The organism is Streptomyces sp. HPF1205, from assembly GCF_020400825.1.
In the GTDB taxonomy this organism is placed as follows: Bacteria; Actinomycetota; Actinomycetes; order Streptomycetales; family Streptomycetaceae; genus Actinacidiphila.
Window position 1 is genome coordinate 115,086 of record NZ_JAINVH010000012.1, and the last position, 18,132, is coordinate 133,217.

The 18,132-nt window shown below is 72.4% G+C and carries 16 protein-coding genes; 8 read left to right on the top strand and 8 right to left on the bottom strand.

Annotated elements, in window-relative coordinates; genetic code table 11:
• The first annotated feature begins 120 nt into the window (after positions 1–120).
• Complete coding sequence (locus K7G61_RS16055; protein WP_225847602.1) at positions 121–594, top strand: nuclear transport factor 2 family protein; 474 nt, start codon at positions 121–123, stop codon at positions 592–594.
• 92 nt (positions 595–686) lie between these two features.
• Here K7G61_RS16055 and K7G61_RS16060 read toward each other — a convergent pair whose 3' ends face one another.
• Together K7G61_RS16060 and K7G61_RS16065 are read right to left on the bottom strand one after the other, a co-directional pair.
• On the bottom strand, positions 687–2,342 hold the full coding sequence (locus K7G61_RS16060; RefSeq protein ID WP_225847519.1) for an ABC-F family ATP-binding cassette domain-containing protein: 1,656 nt from the start codon (positions 2,340–2,342) through the stop codon (positions 687–689).
• A gap of 95 nt (positions 2,343–2,437) precedes the next feature.
• On the bottom strand, positions 2,438–4,072 hold the full coding sequence (locus tag K7G61_RS16065; RefSeq protein WP_225847520.1) for an ABC-F family ATP-binding cassette domain-containing protein: 1,635 nt from the start codon (positions 4,070–4,072) through the stop codon (positions 2,438–2,440).
• Between the two features lie 733 nt (positions 4,073–4,805).
• Between K7G61_RS16065 and K7G61_RS16070 the strand changes: the two genes are divergently transcribed.
• Positions 4,806–6,428: a tannase/feruloyl esterase family alpha/beta hydrolase gene (locus tag K7G61_RS16070; protein WP_225847521.1), complete on the top strand. Its 1,623-nt coding sequence runs from the start codon at positions 4,806–4,808 to the stop codon at positions 6,426–6,428.
• 55 nt (positions 6,429–6,483) lie between these two features.
• The gene (locus K7G61_RS16075; RefSeq protein ID WP_225847522.1) at positions 6,484–7,077 is read left to right on the top strand and encodes a DUF308 domain-containing protein; all 594 of its coding nucleotides are present in this window, start codon (positions 6,484–6,486) and stop codon (positions 7,075–7,077) included.
• An 82-nt stretch (positions 7,078–7,159) separates the two neighbouring features.
• Here the strand turns inward: K7G61_RS16075 and K7G61_RS16080 are convergent, their stop codons facing one another.
• Complete coding sequence (locus tag K7G61_RS16080; protein WP_225847523.1) at positions 7,160–8,494, bottom strand: alpha/beta hydrolase; 1,335 nt, start codon at positions 8,492–8,494, stop codon at positions 7,160–7,162.
• 69 nt (positions 8,495–8,563) lie between these two features.
• Between K7G61_RS16080 and K7G61_RS16085 the strand changes: the two genes are divergently transcribed.
• Positions 8,564–9,181, top strand: coding sequence for a TetR/AcrR family transcriptional regulator (locus tag K7G61_RS16085; RefSeq protein WP_225847524.1), 618 nt, complete (start codon positions 8,564–8,566; stop codon positions 9,179–9,181).
• Positions 9,182–9,669: 488 nt separating this feature from the next.
• Here K7G61_RS16085 and K7G61_RS16090 read toward each other — a convergent pair whose 3' ends face one another.
• The 4 genes from K7G61_RS16090 to K7G61_RS16105 form a co-directional block, all read right to left on the bottom strand.
• A complete protein-coding gene (locus K7G61_RS16090; RefSeq protein ID WP_225847525.1) occupies positions 9,670–10,560 on the bottom strand; it encodes a Bax inhibitor-1/YccA family protein in 891 nt (296 codons plus the stop codon).
• A gap of 233 nt (positions 10,561–10,793) precedes the next feature.
• Positions 10,794–11,357 carry an ABATE domain-containing protein gene (locus tag K7G61_RS16095; protein ID WP_225847526.1) on the bottom strand — a complete coding sequence of 188 codons (564 nt, stop codon included), beginning with the start codon at positions 11,355–11,357 and terminating at the stop codon, positions 10,794–10,796.
• Positions 11,358–11,705: 348 nt separating this feature from the next.
• Positions 11,706–12,653, bottom strand: coding sequence for an alpha/beta fold hydrolase (locus tag K7G61_RS16100; protein WP_225847527.1), 948 nt, complete (start codon positions 12,651–12,653; stop codon positions 11,706–11,708).
• A gap of 120 nt (positions 12,654–12,773) precedes the next feature.
• Positions 12,774–13,739, bottom strand: coding sequence for an RNA polymerase sigma factor (locus tag K7G61_RS16105; protein WP_225847528.1), 966 nt, complete (start codon positions 13,737–13,739; stop codon positions 12,774–12,776).
• A gap of 308 nt (positions 13,740–14,047) precedes the next feature.
• On the opposite strand from K7G61_RS16105, the gene K7G61_RS16110 reads away from it, so the two are divergent.
• From K7G61_RS16110 to msrA, 4 genes are all read left to right on the top strand, one after another.
• A complete protein-coding gene (locus tag K7G61_RS16110) occupies positions 14,048–14,887 on the top strand; it encodes an alpha/beta hydrolase (RefSeq protein ID WP_225847529.1) in 840 nt (279 codons plus the stop codon).
• A gap of 193 nt (positions 14,888–15,080) precedes the next feature.
• Entirely contained in the window at positions 15,081–15,728 is a 648-nt protein-coding gene (locus tag K7G61_RS16115) for an HAD-IA family hydrolase (RefSeq protein WP_225847530.1), read from the top strand.
• Positions 15,729–15,822: 94 nt separating this feature from the next.
• Complete coding sequence (locus K7G61_RS36445) at positions 15,823–15,951, top strand: hypothetical protein (RefSeq protein ID WP_263984453.1); 129 nt, start codon at positions 15,823–15,825, stop codon at positions 15,949–15,951.
• A gap of 58 nt (positions 15,952–16,009) precedes the next feature.
• A complete protein-coding gene (msrA, locus tag K7G61_RS16120) occupies positions 16,010–16,525 on the top strand; it encodes a peptide-methionine (S)-S-oxide reductase MsrA (RefSeq protein WP_225847531.1) in 516 nt (171 codons plus the stop codon).
• A gap of 144 nt (positions 16,526–16,669) precedes the next feature.
• Here msrA and K7G61_RS16125 read toward each other — a convergent pair whose 3' ends face one another.
• Positions 16,670–17,749 carry an alpha/beta fold hydrolase gene (locus K7G61_RS16125; RefSeq protein ID WP_225847532.1) on the bottom strand — a complete coding sequence of 360 codons (1,080 nt, stop codon included), beginning with the start codon at positions 17,747–17,749 and terminating at the stop codon, positions 16,670–16,672.
• Positions 17,750–18,132 lie beyond the last annotated feature (383 nt).

Sequence of the window (18,132 nt, forward strand, 5' to 3'; positions counted from 1 at the left end):
GAGAACCAACGTTCTCTACGGTAGCAGGCAGATAGGAGAACGATCGTTCTCAAGGGATCCGGGGGAACTGCCGGACCCGCACTGCCCGCACCGCAGCCGAAGGAGCCGAGTCGAGTGGACATGGCAGACGCGACCCGCCCACCGGTGCCGCCGTTCACCGGGGAGAGCGCCGTCCGCAAGGTGCGGCTGGCCGAGGACGCGTGGAACACCCGGGACCCGCGGAAGGTGGCGCAGGCGTACACGGTGGACTCCCGCTGGCGCAATCGCGTGGAGTTCGTCACGGGGCGGGACGAGATCGTCGCGTTCCTGACCCGCAAGTGGAACACCGAACTCGACTACCGGCTGATCAAGGAGCTGTGGGCCCACGACGGCAGCCGCATCGCCGTGCGCTTCGCCTACGAGCACCGCGACGACGCCGGGAACTGGTACCGCTCCTACGGCAACGAGAACTGGGAGTTCGACGAGCGCGGGCTGATGCGCACCCGCCACGCCTCGATCAACACCCTCCCGATCGCCGCGTCCGAGCGCGCGTACTTCTGGCCGCTGGGCCGCCGCCCCGACGACCACCCCGGCCTCGGCGACCTCGGCTTCTGAGCACGTCCCCGGGGGCGCCGTCCGGAATCCCCGGGCCGGGCGTGGTGCGGGGCCGCCGGTCAGGAGCCGGCACCACCGCGCGTCCCCTTCGGTTACGCGGACCCCTGCTCCAATCGCAGTTCGCGGCCCTGCCACCGGCGGCGCAGCCAGCGGTCGTGGCTCGCCACGACGATCGCGCCCGGCCCCGGCCCCAGCGCGGCCTCCAGTTCGTCGCACAGCACGGGCGAGAGGTGGTTGGTGGGTTCGTCGAGCAGCAGCAACCGGGGCGGGAGGGCCACGAGGAGGGCCAGCGCGAGCCGCCGGCGCTGGCCCACGGAGAGCTGTCCGACCGGCTTGTCCAGGTCGGCCTCGTGCAGGAGGCCGAGCGAGGTCAGCGGCACCTTCTCGGCCCGCTCCGCGCCCAGCGAGCCCTCATAGGTGTCGCGGGCCGTGCGGTCGGGCCGCCGGAACACGGTGTCCTGGGTGAGCAGCCCCAACGTCAGCCCGTGCCGCCTGCTTATCTCGCCCCCCGCCGGGAGACGCCCGGCGAGCACGGCCAGCAGCGTCGACTTGCCGGCCCCGTTGCCGCCGGTGACCAGCAGCCGGTCCGTCTCCACCACCTCCAGGCCGTCCAGCGCGAGCCGGCCGGGCACCCGTACGCGGCGCGCGGACACCAGCGGCCGCGGGTCCTGCCGCGCGCCCGCGGCGAGTTCGTCCTGCCGCGCGCCCGCGGCGAGTTCCGCGGCCGCGAACCGCAGTGGCCTCGGCGGCTCGGCGACCCGGGCGCGCTCCAGTTCGTCCAGGCGGCGGGCCGCGTTGCGCACGCGGCGGGAGATCTGGCTCTGCACGCGGCCGGCCCGGTGGCCGTAGCCCATCTTCTCGTTGTCGCGCGGCCCGCGGTCCGGCGCGAGGCGGTGCGCCGTCACTCCTGCCGAGTGCCGCAGCTCCTCCAACTCCACCTGCTGCTCGGCGTACCGCCGCTCCCAGCGTTCCCGTTCGGCGCGCTTGTGGCCGAGGTAGGCGCTGTAGGTGCCGCCGTAGCGGACCGGGCCGTCCACCGCCGGGTCGAGGTCGACCAGGTCTGTGCACACGGCGTCCAGGAACGCCCGGTCGTGGGAGGCGACGACGACGGCCCCGGGCAGGGCGCGCAGCTGCTCCTCCAGGAAGGAGGCGGCGCGGTCGTCGAGGTGGTTGGTCGGCTCGTCCAGCAGGAGCGCGGACGGCCGTCGTACGAGCAGCGCGGCCAGTGCCAGCCGGCCGCGCTGCCCACCGGACAGCGAGCCGAGCGGGCGGTCGTGCCCGAGCGCGCCGAGGCCGAGGCCGTCCAGCACCAGTGCCGCACGGCGGTCGGCGTCCCACGCCTCCCGGTCCTGGGCCCGCTCCAGCCGCTCGGCGTAGGCGTCGAGGAGCTGCCGGTGGCCGGGGTGGTCCTCGGGTACGCGGGCGAGTTCCGCGCCGAGCCGGTCCAGCTCGGCGAGGTCCTCGCGGGCCTCGCGCAGCGCCTCGTCGAGCACCGCGGCGACAGTTGTGCCGGAGTCGTACGGCATCTCCTGGTGGAGGAAGCCGAGGTCGCCCGGGCGGGTGACGCTTCCCGCGTCGGGTTCGTCCGCACCGGCCAGCAGCCGCAGCAGGGTGGACTTGCCGGCGCCGTTCTCCCCGATCAGGCCGATGCGGTGGCCGGGGGCGGCGGTCAGGGACACGGCGTCGAGGACGCGCCGGCCGCCCAGGACGCGGACGAGGTCGCGGGCGAGCAGGGCGGGTCGGGGCATGGGAAACCCTCCGGGGTGATCGGGCCGACGTGGGGCGGGGGGCGGGCCCGCGGGGCGTACGGCCTCGGGCGCGGGCCGCGTGGCACGCCGGCGGCTCACACCTCGGGGGCCCCCGCCTCCGTGAGGGTTCCGCCGGCCAGCCGCAGCCGGCGGTTCACGCCGATCCCGGCGAGGAACCGCTCGTCGTGGCTGACCACGACGAAGGCACCCCGGTAGGAGGTGAGGGCGCTCTCCAACTGGGCCGCGCCGACCAGGTCGAGGTTGTTCGTCGGCTCGTCGAGCAGGAGCAGGTGGGGGGCCGGTTCGGCGCACAGGACGCAGGCCAGGGTGGCGCGCAGCCGTTCGCCGCCGGACAGGACGGCGACCGGCAGGTGCGCCCGGGCGCCGCGGAAGAGGAAGCGGGCCAGCAGGTTCAACCGCTCGGCCTCGGGCCGCTCGGGGGCGAACGCGGCGAAGTTCTCCGCGACACTGCGGCTCGGGTCCAGCAGGTCCAGGCGCTGCGAAAGGTAGGCGATACGGCCCTCGTTGCGCTTGACCGTGCCGCTGTCCGGGGCGAGGTCACCGGTGACCAGCCGCAGCAGGGTCGTCTTGCCGGAGCCGTTGGGCCCGGTCAGCGCGATCCGCTCCGGGCCGCGGACGGCCAGGTCGATGCCGCCGTCGGCGAAGACGGGCCGGCCGCCGTGCGCGACCTGCATGCCCTCGCCGGTGAACAGGGTGCGCCCGGCCGGCACCTGCGTACCGGGCAGCTCCAGGACCAGGCGCTGCTCGTCGCGCAGCGCGCGCCCCGCCTCGTCCAGGCGGGCCCTGGCCTCCCCGACCCGGGCCGCGTGCGTCTGCCCGGCCCGGCCGGCGGATTCCTGCGCCGAGCGCTTCATGTTTCCGGCGAAGATACGGGGCAGCCCGGCGTTCTTCAGGTTGCGGGCGGCGTTGCTCGCGCGGCGCTCGGCGCGTTCGCGGGCCTGCTGCATCTCCCGCTTCTCGCGCTTGAGTTCCTGTTCGGCGTTGCGGACGTTCTTCTCGGCGACCTCCTGCTCGGTGCGCACGGCCTCCTCGTACGCGGTGAAGTCGCCGCCGTACAGGCGCAGTTCGTCGCGGCCGAGTTCGGCGATGCGGTCCATGCGGTCCAGCAGGGCGCGGTCGTGGCTGACCAGCAGCAGGCAGCCGGTGAAGTCGCCCAGTACGTCGTACAGCTTGTGCCGGGCATCGAGGTCGAGGTTGTTGGTGGGTTCGTCGAGCAGCAGGACGTCGGGGCGCTTGAGCAACTGAGCGGCCAGGCCCAGCGAGACGACCTGGCCGCCGCTGAGGGTGCCCAGGCTGCGGTCCAGAGCGAGGTCCCCGAGCCCCAGGCGGTCGAGTTGAGCGCGGGTGCGCTCCTCGATGTCCCAGTCGTCGCCGATGGTGGCGAAGTGCTCCTCGGCCACGTCGCCGGACTCGACGGCGTCCAGGGCGCGGATCACCCCGGCGACGCCGAGCACCTCCGCGACCGTCAGGTCGCCGGTGAGGGGCAGGCTCTGCGGGAGGTGGCCGAGCGTGCCGCCGACCGTCACCGAGCCGGAGGCCGGTTTCAGTTCCCCGGCGATCAGCTTGAGCAGGGTGGACTTGCCGGACCCGTTGGGGGCGACCAGACCCGTGCGACCTGTCGTCACGGCGAAGGACAGGTCCTGGAAGACGGGGGTGTCGTCGGGCCAGGCGAAGGACAGGTTGGAGCAGACGACGGCGACGTCGGACATGGAGAAGACCTCGGACGGATCGCGGGCAGCACACGCACCACTGCCCTGGGCAGACGTGGAAGAAAGGGGTACGACGAAACCGGCCACCCCCACAGCGCTCCCGAGCGCCGGCCGGTGGCCGTCAGATCCGGGTCTCACCCGGAGATGTCGTCTTCACCCACCACGTTTGCGGCTCCTCACCGGACGGTCTGCGTGCCTTGCCAGTTTAGCAGGCCCGGGTCCGCCCGGTCGGCGGCACGCGAGCCCGATGGGCGCGGCGAAGAACGCCCGGGGTCATACGTGTGCACCGTGGGGGCGCTTTCACGAGGGTGCTTCCCCGGTGCGTACGGCGACGGGTGCCGGGGGGAAGCCCGTCGTCGCGGGCGCCCGGGCGCGCCGGACCGTCGAATGACCTAACGCGCTCTCCACGCGGTGCGGTGCGGCCCGTGGGCGCGGACCGTCACCTGACGGTTGTTCCGGCGGACGGCCGACGGCCAGAGTGGGACCCGGTCGGGGGACACCGGTCCACCGGCTCGCACGGAGGTGGAACTTCTTCTTTCGTCACTGGCTCAACCGGTGATACGTTCTGACTCGATCTTCCGCGGACCGGGCCGGTCCCGGCTCGTACACCCAGGTCACGGGTCACACGCACGGAGAGCATCCGCCGCGGCCCGCCGAGGTGGCAACTCTCCCTGCTCACGTGCACATGTGCTGCCACAGCCAGGCGCACACCTACTTCTTGGATGGGAAAGCAATGAAACGACTCCTGACTGTCCTCGCGGCCGGCGTGCCGCTGGCCGCGGCGGCGGTGTACCTGCCGAGCGCGTCGGCGGATTCCCACGGCTCCTCGACCGCCGCGCCGTTCACCTGCTCGTCGCCGTCCGTGAAGGCCCCGTCCGGCACCGAGGTCGAATCCGTGGCGGCGGCCCTCCAGGCCGGGGGCACCGTCCACGGGACCGGGCTCCTGGGCGGCACGGTCACCGGCGTCCCGGCCTACTGCGAGGTGACGGTCACCCTCACCCACCCGGGCGACGGCGACCACGCCAAGGTGCAGACCTGGCTGCCCGCCAGCGGCTGGAACGGCCGCTTCCAGGCGCTCGGCGGCAGCGCCTACAGCGCCGGGGACAACGGTGTCGGCATGGCCAACGCGGTCAAGAACGGCTACGCGGTGACCACCACCGACGCCGGCGTCGGCGACGTCCTCGACGTCGGTTGGGCGCTCGACGGCCAGGGGAAGGTCAACACCGCCCCGCTGAAGGACTTCGCCTTCCGCTCCCAGCACGAGGCCGCGGTCGTCGGCAAGGAGGTCGTCGACGGCGTCTACGCCAGGAGTGCCTCGTACTCCTACTTCAACGGCTGCTCCACCGGCGGGCGCCAGGGCTACATGGAGGCCCAGCGCTACCCGAACGACTTCGACGGCATCCTCGCCGACGCGCCCGCGATCAACTGGGACGAGTTCGAGGTCGCCACCCTGTGGCCGCAGGTGGTCATGAACAACGAGAAGACCTACCCGACCGGCTGCGAGTTCGCCGCCTTCACCAACGCCGCCGTCAAGGCCTGCGACCGGCTCGACGGGGCCGTGGACGGCCTCGTCAACGATCCGGCCCGCTGCGACTTCGACCCCCGCCGCCTGATCGGCACCAAGGTCGTGTGCAAGGGCGTCGAGCTGACCATCACGGCGGCCGACGCCGACGTGGTGCGCAAGATCTGGGACGGCCCCCGTACCACCACGGGCGAGAAGCTGTGGCCGGGCGTGCCGGTCGGGGCCGACCTGTCGGCCCTGGCGGGCGTCAACCAGCCGGACGCGAACGGCGTCGTGACGGGAGCGCCGTTCCCGGTGCCCGCGCTGTGGACCAAGCTGTGGGTGGCGAAGGACCCGTCCCTGGACCTGTCGACGATCACCTACAGCCGGTTCACGCAGCTGTTCAAGCAGTCCGAGGCCGAGTACGACAAGGTCATCGGCACCGACGACCCGGACCTGTCCGCGTTCCGCGACTCCGGCGGCAAGCTGCTGACCTGGCACGGCCAGGCCGACCAGTACATCCCCACCCAGGGCACCGTGCGCTACCGCACGCAGGTGGACAAGGCGATGGGCGGCTCCAAGCACGTGGACGACTTCTACCGCCTCTTCCTGGCCCCGGGCACCGTCCACTGCGGTCTGAACAAGGGCGACGGCACGACCGACGACCTCGGCGCCCTCACCGCCTGGGTGGAGCACGGCAAGGCCCCCGCGACCCTGCCCGCCACCCTGATCAACGCCAACGGCGAGCAGGTCAGCCGTGACCTGTGTGCCTATCCCGCGGTGTCCCGCTACGCGGGCCACGGCGACCCCTCCCTCGCCTCCAGCTTCCGCTGCGTCTTCCCGTCCCGGCACTGACCGGACCGATGACGCCCCGATGACGTCCCGATGACGTGAGAAAGGCCGAACCATCATGAGCACGCAGACAGCGGCCCAGCCGCACCGCCGGGCGCCGGACGAGCGTTCCTCCCTGCTGAAGCTGTACCTGACTCGCGGCGTCCTGGCCGTGGCGTGGGCCCTGGCGTTCGCCCGAGCCCACGAGCACCTCGACGCGGCGGCGGTCACGCTGCTGGTCCTCTACCCGCTGATCGACGCGGTGTCCTCGCTGATCGACCACCGCGCGACGCCGGGTCGTTCCGAGCGCCGGGTCATCGCGTTCAACGGGGCGCTCAGCACGCTCGCCGCCGTCGCGGTCGGCATCGCCGGCGCCGCCGGCGGCGTGGCACCGGTGCTCCACGTGTTCGGCACCTGGGCCGTCGTCTCCGGCGCCGCCCAGGTGGCCGTCGGACTGCGCAGGCGCGGCCCCGAACTGGGCGGGCAGTGGCCGACCCTGATCTCGGGCGCCCTGTCCTTCCTCGTCGGCATCACGTACAACATCCAGGCCGCGGGCGACCACCCCTCGCTGGCAGTCCTGTCGGTGTACGCCACGGGCGGCGCCGTGTGGTTCGTCCTCCAGGCCGGCCTGCTTGGCTGGAAGACCCGCCGGCTGCGCGTCAGGACCGCCTGACCGCCGGCCCCCGCGAGGCACCGTCCCGGCCCGCGCCGCATGGCGCGGGCCGGGACGGTGCCGGTGACGGGCGGCGGCGTCTTCATTTGTGGTCACGCAGGAAGGTAGGGATCTCGTCGCGGGTCGGGTAGTTCGGCAGAGGTGCCGGCTTGTCCTGGAGGAACGCGGTGATGACGGCGGCGGCTCGTTCGTTGTTGTCGTCCAGGCCGTTCCACATGTGGTGTCCGACTCCGGGCATGTACTGCGTGCGCCGGATGGCGGGGTCATCGGCGAGGACGGTGGTCTCCCATTGACGGATCTGGGAGGAGCACTCGGCGATCATCAGCATCGCGGGGGTCCGGGACTGCCTCAGTTGCGAGGCGATGGAGGGAGAGTCCTTGACCGTCTGCTGGATGCGGAGGCTGGCGGCGGGGCTGAAGGAGAAGTTCTGTGCGGTGTCCTCGGCGGGGATGCGGTGCGCGTCGCGCGCGCAGTACGCGGATGCGGTGTCGCTGCCGAGGTCTGCGGCGGTGAAGGCGTTGTCGCCTTCGGCCTGTCCGATCAGTCCGGTGTCGGGGCTGAGGAGTCCCAGTCGCATGAGGCCGAATGCCACGGCGTACCGGGGGACGTGTGTCGATCGCGGTCCGGTCGGGGCCGGCGCGAGGCCGCGTGCGGATTTTCGGCCCTTGTGCCCGGTGATGTGTGCGGTGGGGCCATCCATGGGGCCGGGTTCGGCGATGATCGCCCGGTGCAGGCGTGCGGCGACACTCGGGTCGGCCAGGGCTCGGGTGAGCACGGCCCCGCCTGAAGAGAATCCGAGGATGTCGACCGTGCCCTTGTTCAGGCGGTCGATGAAGGCGGCAAGGTCGCTGACCGACCTGGAGATCGTGTACTGGCTTATGGGGAGCAGGTCGCTGCGTCCGCCGCCGGCCTGTTCGTAGGCGTAGACGTCGTAGCCCTGGCGGGCCAGGAGTTGCAGGAACCGGTGGTCGAGTACCGAGATGCCACGGACCGGTCCGCCATTGAGATACACGAGCGGGACGGGGCGTCGGGGGCCGGGGTTCGCAGGCGGGTAGTGGTACACCGCGACCCGGCTGCCGGTGGACAGGCGCCAGTGCTGCGTAGTCACGAACGGCAGGGCGGGCGGGTACCGCCGGGCCGTCGGCACGGTCGGAACGCAGACCGACGCCGTCAGTGCTGCCGCGACGACCACCGGCAGGAACAGCACGAGCCGCGTCGGCCGACTGCGGCGCCGACCCCGCCATATCGCGAGGGCAGCCCCGACTCCAAGGGTCGGCAACCATGAGGCGAGCCCCGAGCCTGCCCCGTCCGTGAGGGCGATCAGCGTGAGAAAGACGACGACCAGCATCACGACGGCGGCCAGGGCCGGCAGCAAGCGTCCGGCGAAGCGGACGAGACGTATGGCGGACGTGGGCACAGCGGACCTCCAACAGTTTCAGAACGTCGTTTCAAAACGATGTTATCAAAGCGAGGTAGGCTACTGGTCGTGGGTAGGCCGAGAACGAACGACGAGGCCGTCAAAGAGCGGCTTGTGGAGTGCGCGACCGAGATGCTCGCCACCCGTCCACGGGAGTCACTCACGGTCCGCGCCGTGGCCGCTGCTGCCGAGGCTTCAACGACGGCGGTGTATTCGTTGTTCGGCGGTAAGGACGGGCTGATCGGCGCGGTGCGCGACAGGGCCGTCGCGGGCCTGTTCCACCACCTGTCGGCGGCGCAGACCTCCGCGGACCCTCTCGCCGACCTCTACGCGCAGGCCGTCGCCTACCGTCGTTGGGGGCGCGGACACAGCCACCTGTACACGGTGCTGTTCGGCGGCGTGCAGTCCTTCGACCCGTCGGGGGAGGTCGGTTCCAGTGACCCGATCCTTCCGCTCCTCACGGCGATCGATCGCGCGTTGGCGGCGTCCGTCCTCGTCGGCGATGCGACGGCGATCGCCCTGTCGATCTGGGCCACCCTGCACGGGCTGGTGACTCTCGAACTGGCTGGGGCCCTCGACGACGCCACGGCCGAGGCCGCATTCCGATCGGCGATTCACGCCACGTTGCGAGGATGGGCGACCCCGGCGGTGTTCCGCAGCCTTCGCCAAGCCGAACTCGCTCATTGACAGGATCAGGGCCTGTTGTCCGGGCCCTCCCGGTCCCTGCCGGAGCGGAGTGCGTCGTCGGTGAAAACCGGCATGCGCTCGCGGAGGTTCTGGATGAATGAGGCGTGGCCTCTGGCGGGGGTCCACCTGGAGAACGGGGCAGCAGATGCGGGCGTGCTCGTAGTCCGGTCGACACCTCGGTGGCACTCGCCGTCGCAGCACCTCGCTCACGGCGGGAAGCCGACCTCCCGTGCGGCAAGGGGAGTTGCGGGACGACGGGGGCTGCCGGCCGCGGCGCCGCAGCGGCTCGCAGGCGCCGCGGCCGTTACCCACGGGGGCGTGCCGCTGCCGTGCGAAGGGCTGCCCGGCTGCCCGCACGCCGCGCCTGCCGCAGTGTGCCCGCCCCGGTCCCGGAGCCCGGAGGGGGCGGACGGCACGCGTCGACGGGGCATGCGCGGTGCGCATGCCCCGTCGGGCCGAAAGGGATCCGAAGATCCGAAACGAAGAGGTCAGTCGTCGCTGTTGAGAATCGTCACCACGCGCAGCACCTCCAGATAGATCCACACCAGCGTCGTGGTCAGGCCGAAGGCCGCCAGCCATGCCTCCTCGCGCGGCGCGCCGTGGGCCACGGCGTTCTCGACCTCCTTGAAGTCCACGGCGAGGAAGGCCGCGCCGAGCAGGATGCCGGCGATGCCGAAGAGGACGCCGAGGCCGCCGCTGTGGAAGCCGAGGCCGCGTCCCGCGCCGAAGGCGGAGAAGAGGGAGTCGGCCACCAGCAGCAGGAGGAACCCGGTGGCGGCGGAGGCGGCGAAGCCGGTGAACCTCCGGGTGACGCGGACCCAGCCCGCCCGGTACGCGACGAGCACACCCGCGGTCACCGCGAGGGTGCCGAGCACGGCCTGGACGACCACGCCCCGCGCGATGTAGGTCGAGGTCGCGCTGGAGATCACACCGAGGAAGACGCCCTCGAACGCCGCGTACCCGAGGATCAGCGCGGGCGCCGGCGTCCGCCTGAACACCTGTACCAGCGACAGGACGAAGGCGACGAGGGCGGCTCCCACGGCGATCGCGTAGGACCGGCCGATGTCCGACTCGCCCGTCGGCAGCAGCAGCCAGGACAGCGTCGCCGTCAGGGCCACGGTGCCGAGGGTCGCCGCGGTGTGGACGACGACGTCGTCCATCGTCATCGCGGCCCGGCCCGCCCGCGCGTCCATGTCCGTGCCGGTGCCGGTGCCGGTGCCGGTGCCGGTGCCCGCGGCCGGGGTGTAGAGGGCGGCCGCGCGGTTGTCCGCCGGTCCGGTGCCGGCCGCGGCGCCCACCGGGCTGCGCACGTACGCGCCGGTCCGGCGGGCGCCGCGGGCGGCATCCCAGCGGGAGAAGACCGGGTTGCTGGTTCTCACGTCGTTCCTCCTCGTTCGCCGCGATCCGCGGCCTGGGGCAAAGGTGTTGTCACCGGGACCCGGGCGGCACACATGCGATATGGCCGGTCCTCAGGGGCGGGTCGGCGTCCGGCCACCACTGTTCCGGCAGAGGAAGAAACGGCGCATCAGTCACATGACGGTCAACAGGCCGGACCGGCACACGTGACGGAACACGTGTGCCGGTCCGGGCCCGCTCGCGAGTCCGCGTCGCGTCAGGAGGCGACCGCAGCGGGTGTGTTCTTCTTGCGGGCGCGGTAGGCGGCGGCTTTGATCTTGTTTCCGCAGGATTCCATGCCGCACCATTGGCGGCGCATGCCGCGGGAGCGGTCGATGTAGACGCGGGTGCATTCGGGGTTGCTGCATTCCTTGAGGAGGGGTACGTCGGGTCCGCTGAGGAGTTCGACGGCCTGGCGGGCGACGGTGGCCAGTGCTTCTTCCGGTGTGGCCGAGGTGCGGCGGCCGTTCGGGGTGAGCTGCGGTACGGCGGCGGGTTTGCGGGCGGCGGTGTTGAGTACGTCCAGGGCCCGCGGCTGGTAGTCCTCGCCGAGTCGGCGGGCGGTGACCAGGCTGTAGATGGCTTCTCGTACGGTCACTGCCTGGTCGACGTCCGCCTGGCGGCTGGGGGCGAGTGCGTCGACGATTCCGGCTTCCAGGTACCAGGCGTCCAGCCGGTCCGGTGCCGCGAACATCTCGAAGCGCGTCGATCGCCTGGCCCGCAGGGTCGCGGCGAAGTCCAGCGCCGGGTGGTCGCAGACGAAGACATGGGTGAGATTCATGTCACCATTTTGACAGGTGACATATGGAGGAGCAAGGGCCTGGGCGCCTTCGGGCGGCGGGGAGTCACCGGTCCCTCGCACAGAGTACGGCTTCCGGACACCCCGCCGCCCGCCCGCACCGGCTCCGCCCGCTCCGGGCCGCCGCGGGGCGGCTCGCGGTCACTGCCGGTCGTACGCGGTGCGGTTCACCCGCCGCAGGTCACCCGCCGCAGGTCGGCCCGCAAGGCGGGGGAGACCAGCTGCGGGCTCGGGCCGGCAGCCCTCCACCGCCCCAACGGGCCGGGATCGCGCACGCGTTCACAGGGCGCCCGCCGTCGTGCGGCCGGCGCCCGTGCCCGACGACCCGCGCTACAGGGCCTCCTCCCGCGGCGTGGGACCGGTTTCGAGGACGAAGCGGCGTACCGCGTCCGCGAAGCGGACGGGTTCCTCGATGTGCCCCATGTGACCGCTGTTCTCCAGCACCACCAGCCGCGAGTCGGGGATCAGTTCGTCGAGTTCGCGTGCCCAGCGCATTCCGCAGATGACGTCGTGCCGGCCCGCGACGACCAGGGCGGGTACGGTCAGCCCCTTCAGTTCGGCCCGGTCGTCGACGACGTCGGCCACGAGGTCCTCGTCCAGACCGGAGACGTACGTGGCCCGGACGGAGTCCCGGAACGGGGCCAGCCGCTCCTCGTCGCCCCAGTAGTCGGCGAAGTACGAGGGCAGGACCCCTCGGGCGACCGCCGTGGTCTGCTCGTCGGTGGACATGCCGGACATGGCGGCGAACGCGGCCATCACCCCGGGCAGCCCCGGGTGCCCGGCGTGCCGGGCGGCGAACGCCTCGACCATGCGGGCCGCCTCGGCGGCGTGCTCGGGGCCCGTGACGGGCGCGCCCGCGTACAGCACGACGCCCGCGAGGCGTTCGGGACGGCGCAGGGCGTGGTACGCGGCCACGAAGGCCCCGTGGGAGTGGCCCAGCAGGTGAACCTCGGGCACGCCGAGCCGGCCGATCAACACGTCCAGGAAGCCGCTGTACCGCTCGCGCGTGTACCCGTGGGGGTGGGAGGGCAGGCGGCTGTCCGCAGCGGTGCCGACGGGCTCGACGTACACCATGGTCAGGTGCTCTTCGAGGGCCGGCATGCGCATGTACTCCCAGTCGATGCCCGGGCCTCCGGAGTGGGCCACGCACACCGGACCGCTGCCGTGGACGTGGTACCGCTGGGTCACTCCGGCCAGCCGGTAGCCGTGGGTGCCGGGGGAGAGGGGGCCGGTGCCGGACGCCTGGGCGTCGGTGTGTGCGGCAGGACGATCGGTCATCGCGTCTCCATGGATGTGTGGGTGTCGGTGACATCCACATGACGGCGCGTGGGGGGAGAAGTTCGATCGCCGCTGTGTGATCCGGGTCACGGTCGCCGTGGCGGGACGCGCCGCGCGGGATCAGGCCGCGGCGGGCGCGGGCACCTCCCGCGGGTGCGCCGCGTGGTACAGGTGGACCCGCTCGACGCGGCCGCCCTCCAGCGTCATGATCCAGGCCACCCCGGGCGGACAGTGGTGCGGGTCGTCCGGCGGGCTGAGGAGTTCCATCTCCCACACGACCAGCGAGCGGCCGGCCGTCACGTGCAGGGGACGCTGGCGTACCCCCGCCGACAGGTCGCTGTCCATGCCCGCCAGCAGCAGTTCGGCGCCGCCGAGCCGGGCTCCGCCGGCCAGCAGGGACACCTCGCGGGAGTAGCGGTCCCTGACCACCGTGCCGAACTCGCCCCGCTCGGCGGCCGCGAGCGTCTCGTGCGCCTCCTGCCAACTGGCCCTGGTGCGGCGCAGCGCGTCCTCGTGCGCGGTCGCAGCGGTGGCCTCCAGTGCCCGGGCCAGGGCGGTGCGCGCCTGGTTCAGCCGGCTGCGCACGGTGCCGACCGGAATCGCGCACGCCTCGGCTATCTGCTGGTACGACGTGATCCCGGTGGAGAAGTAGCGCAGCACCACCGGCAGGCGCAGGGCCGGTGACAGCGTCTCGACGGCCTCCCACACCCAGTCGCGCAGGGCATGGCTGTGCAGGACCTGTTCCGGTGTGCCGCCGTCCGGCGGCAGCGGCACGTCCGCCACCGGCTCGACCCGCCGGGAGGCGCGCAGCAGGGTCCGGCAGCTGTTGCGCACGACCATGCGCAGCCACGCTCCCACGGCCTGCGGATCACGGACGTCCGCGATCCGCCGCAGCGCCACCAGCGCCGCGTCCTGCATGACGTCGTCCACGTCCGCGCCCGGCCCGAGCAGGTTGACCGCGACCGCGCGCATCCCTGGCCGGTGCCGTTCCAGCAGCACGGCCAGCGCCGAGACGTCGCCCGCCTGGGCGGCGCGCGTCAAGGCCGCGTCCTGCGCCGGGCCGGCGCTCTGTGGCGTTGCGTACATACCTCGTCCCTCGGCCGTGACACATGTTTCTGCCCGGACCCTAACGTCTCCCGTACCCGGCCGGGTACGGACGCCCCGGCGCGCGGACGCCCTCCCGGCGGCCACCGGGGCCCTGCCGGGGACCCTCGGCACAGCGGCCGGCCGCGCGTTCCGGCGGCGGACCGGACCGCCGCCGGACCGCCGCCGAAACGCCACCGGTCGCGAACATTAAGTCATTCGACTGTCGTCGCCGCCGTGCGCCCGAACGATGCTGGTGCAATCGCCCGCGTGCCGGTACCGGGTGGTCGTCGTGCTCGGAGGGGCCTGCCGTGAACCGTACTCCCGTCGTCTTCATCCACGGCGCGTGGCTGCACGCGCTGGCCTGGGAGTCATGGGCGGAACGCTTCGCCGGCCGGGGGTTCCGCGCCATCGCGCCCGGATGGCCGGGGGAGGCGGCCGCCGCCCGGGACATGCGTGAGGATCCCCAACCGCTCGGCAGTGTCGGCCTGGACGCGCTGATGGACCACTACGCCCGGATCGTGCGGTCGTTCGACATCTCGCCGGTGATCGTCGGCCACTCGGTGGGCGGGCTCATCGCACAGCATCTCATCGGTGCCAATGTCGGCCGGGCAGCGGTGGCGATCGCGCCCGCTCCGGTCAACGGCGTCCCCCTGCCCGCCGCGCAGACCCGCCTGTGGACCCCCGGCGGGACGGACCCCGCGGACCCCGCGGACCCCGCGGGCCCCGCGGGCCCGCTGGTCTCGCTGTCCCCTCGGTTGTTCCACGAGGTCTTCGCCAACACGGTCCGGGCGGAGGAGTCCGACCGGCTCTTCGAGCGCTACGTGGTGCCCACGTCGCACCGGCTGCTCGCCGACCTCGGATACGTGGACGCGCGAGCGGGCCGCAGCCCGCGCGCCGTGGCCTGCGTCGACAACCCGCGTCGCGGCCCGCTGCTGCTGATCTCCGGGCAGGAGGACCGTCTGGTGCCCGACTCCGTGACCCGCGCGGTCTACAAGCAGTACGGCGACTCCACGGCCGTGACCGACCTGAAGCAGTTCGCGGACCGCGGCCACTCGCTGGTCGTCGACAGCGGATGGAGGTTCGTCGCCGACTACGTGCTCGACTGGCTCGCTGACCGCGGCGTAGACGCCCGTCAGGCGGAGGGCTGAACCCGCCGCGGCCCAGAGGCGGGCCCCGCCCGCGGGCCCCGCACCCGACGTACCGCGGTACCGCGCCGCCGGTCCGCGATGTGTGCCCGCCGAACCTTCTCCCGCGCGGACACGTGCACCGGCGCCCCCTCGCCCGGCGGGACACGTGTTCCCCGGGTGGGAGCCGGCGTCCGCGGGCGTCTAGGGTGTGCGCATGACTGATCGAATCGGCCTCGTCCTCGACTTCGGCGGTGTGCTGACGACGCCCGTACTGCCCGCCGCGCTCGCCTTCGAAAAACGCGCGGGGCTGGCCGAGGGGACCCTGCTCACCGGCCTCTACCTGGACCCCGAGGGGATCCGGCTCACCGAGCAACTGGAGCGCGGCACCCTCACCCAGGCCCAGTGGAACGAGGCGGCCGGGCGAATGCTCGGCATCGCTCCGGACAACCTGATGGGACGCATCTTCGCCGATCTGCGCCCCGAGCCGGTGATGACCGCCGCGGCCGCCGCCGCACGCCGGGCCGGGGTGCGGGTCGGCATCCTCTCGAACTCCCTCGGACTGACCCCCTGGAACGTGTACGAGGGGCACGACCTGGACGGGCGTTACGACGCCGTCGTGCTGTCCGAGCGGCACGGCATGCGCAAACCCGATCCGGAGATCTTCCGGCTCGTACTCCGGGAACTCGGCCTGCGGGCCGAGGAGTGCGTGTTTGTCGACGACACCGAGCACTACCTGCCGGCCGCGGCCGCGCTGGGATTCGCCACCGTTCACGCCGTGGAGCCCGCCCGTACGGTCGCCGCCCTGGAGGAACTGCTCGGCATCCCGCTGACCGGCGGAGATCCGCACCAGGCCACTGCCTGACCCTGCCGGGCGCCCGGCAAGCCCGCCGACCGGCCCGGCGACCTCCTCGGACGCCCACCCCGGCGGCCCGGCGGAAACGGGGGCGCTGCTCGCGATGCCGGCGGCAGCGGCCGCGCTCGACGCACTGGGCATTCCGCTGCTCGCGGCCACCGCCTTCCTGCTCGGCCTCGCCGGCCTCGGCGGATCGTTCATCACCTGTCAAGGCGGTGACGAACGGGAATAGTCGCCCGGTGCGCAACGCTGGAAGAGGTGATCCGTCACGGACAGAAAGGCAGGACGTCGTGAGCGACATCGAACAGAGGGCGCTGCTGGCGGGCGGGTGCTTCTGGGGCATGCAGGAGCTGATCCGCAAACTTCCCGGCGTGGTGGCCACGCGGGTGGGGTACAGCGGCGACGACGGCAAGCCGCGTCCCACCTACCGCGACCACGGACGGCACGCGGAGTCGATCGAGATCACCTTCGATCCCGCGGTCACCGACTACCGCGCGATCCTGGAGTTCTTCTTCCAGATCCACGACCCGACCACGAAGGACCGGCAGGGCAACGACGTGGGCGCCTCCTACCGCTCGGCCATCTTCTACCTGGACGACGAGCAGCTGCGCGTCGCGCGGGACACCATCGCCGACGTCGAGGCGTCCGGGCTGTGGCCGGGGCCGGTGGTGACCGAGGTCGTGCCGGCCGGTCCCTTCTGGGAGGCGGAGCCGGAGCACCAGGACTACCTCCAGCGCTACCCCGACGGCTACACCTGCCACTTCCCCCGCCCCAACTGGCGCCTCCCCCGGCGCGAACAGGCCTGAACGCGGACGCGACCGGTTCCGGACGCGAACGCGACCGGTCCTGAACACGCACGCGGCCGGGACGGTTTCTGCCGTCCCGGCCGCGCGTGCGTCCCGGCCGCCGGACCGGTGTGACGATCCGGCGGCGGTGCCCCGCGTGGGGTTTCAGAGGTGGTCGGCGTCGACGACGGCCTGGGCGAAGACGGTGGGCGCTTCCTGCGGCAGGTTGTGGCCGATGTTCGCGATGGTGCGGTGCTCGTAGGGCCCGGTGAAGTGGCCGCGGTAGCCGGCGCCGTCGCCGGGCGGGGTGAAGGGGTCCAGCGCGGGGTCGAGGGTGATCGTCGGCACGCCGATCGACGGCTGCGCGGCGAGCTGCGTCTCGTACCGTTCGTAGCGGCGTTCGCCGTCGATCAGGCCGATGCGCCAGCGGTAGTTGTACAGCACGATCGCGGCGTAGTCGGGGTTCTTGAAAGCCTGGGCGGTGCGCTGGAAGGTGGCGTCGTCGAAGTCCCAGCCGGGGGAGACGAGCGTCCACACGTAGCGGCACAGGGCGATGCGCTGCTCCTCGTTCTCCATGGCCTGCTTGCCGCGGTCCGTGGCGAAGTACCACTGGTACCACCAGTTGTGCTCCACGGCCGGCGCGGCGGGCGTCAGCTGGGCCCTGAGGTTGGTGATGACGTAGCCCGTGGTGGAGACCAGGGACGTCACGCGCTCGGGCCACAGCGCCGCGATGATGTCGGCGGTGCGCGAGCCCCAGTCGAAGCCGGCGAACAGGGCCTTGTCGATCTTGAGGGCGTCCATCATCGCGATGATGTCGAGGGCGATCGCGGACTGCTCGGCGTTGCGCGGGGTGCGCCGGGACAGGAAGGTGGTGCTGCCGTGGCCGCGCAGGTAGGGGACGATGACGCGGTAGCCCAGGTCGGCGAGCAGCGGGGCGACGTCGACGTAGCTGTGGATGTCGTACGGCCAGCCGTGCAGGAGGACGACCACCGGGCCGTGCGCGGGACCGGCCTCGGCGTAGCCGATGTCCAGGACGCCGGCCTCGACCTGCTTGAGCGTGGTGAAGCCGGTGTGGGTGCCGGGGACGACGTAGGGGACGGTGGGCGCGGGCGTGCCGCCCGTCGGCCGGGAGGCGGTGGCTGAGACGGTGGCTGCGGACGCGCTGCCCGGCAGGCCGGACAGCGAGACCGCCGCCACGCCGGTGCCCAGGCCGACGGCCTTGCCGAAAGTGCGCCTGTTGATCATGTGAAAACCCTCCGTCGTGCGTTCTCCGGTGACCGGCCCGTGCCCGGGCCCGCTCCCTGCTCCGTAGGAGGTCACCGCGGTGTGTGGCGCGACGACCCTCGCACACGGCCCGTCACCTGTCAAACAGGTGATCAATGGGTGCCCTCTCGCGCCGGGTGATGGGGAAGTGCTGGTGGAAGGGTCGGTCGGCGGGCCGCCCGGTCCGCGACACACATATTCGTTCGCCGCGGAGTCGGACGCTTCGGATCGCTCGCGTGTGCACCTTCCCATTGGAAGTGCTACAGTGAAGCGACAGATCGAATTGATAGTGCCAGCTGTACGAGTCAGAAGCGCCCTGTGGGCGGTTCGTGCGCCACTACTGGCACCCGCGTAGAAGGGCACTC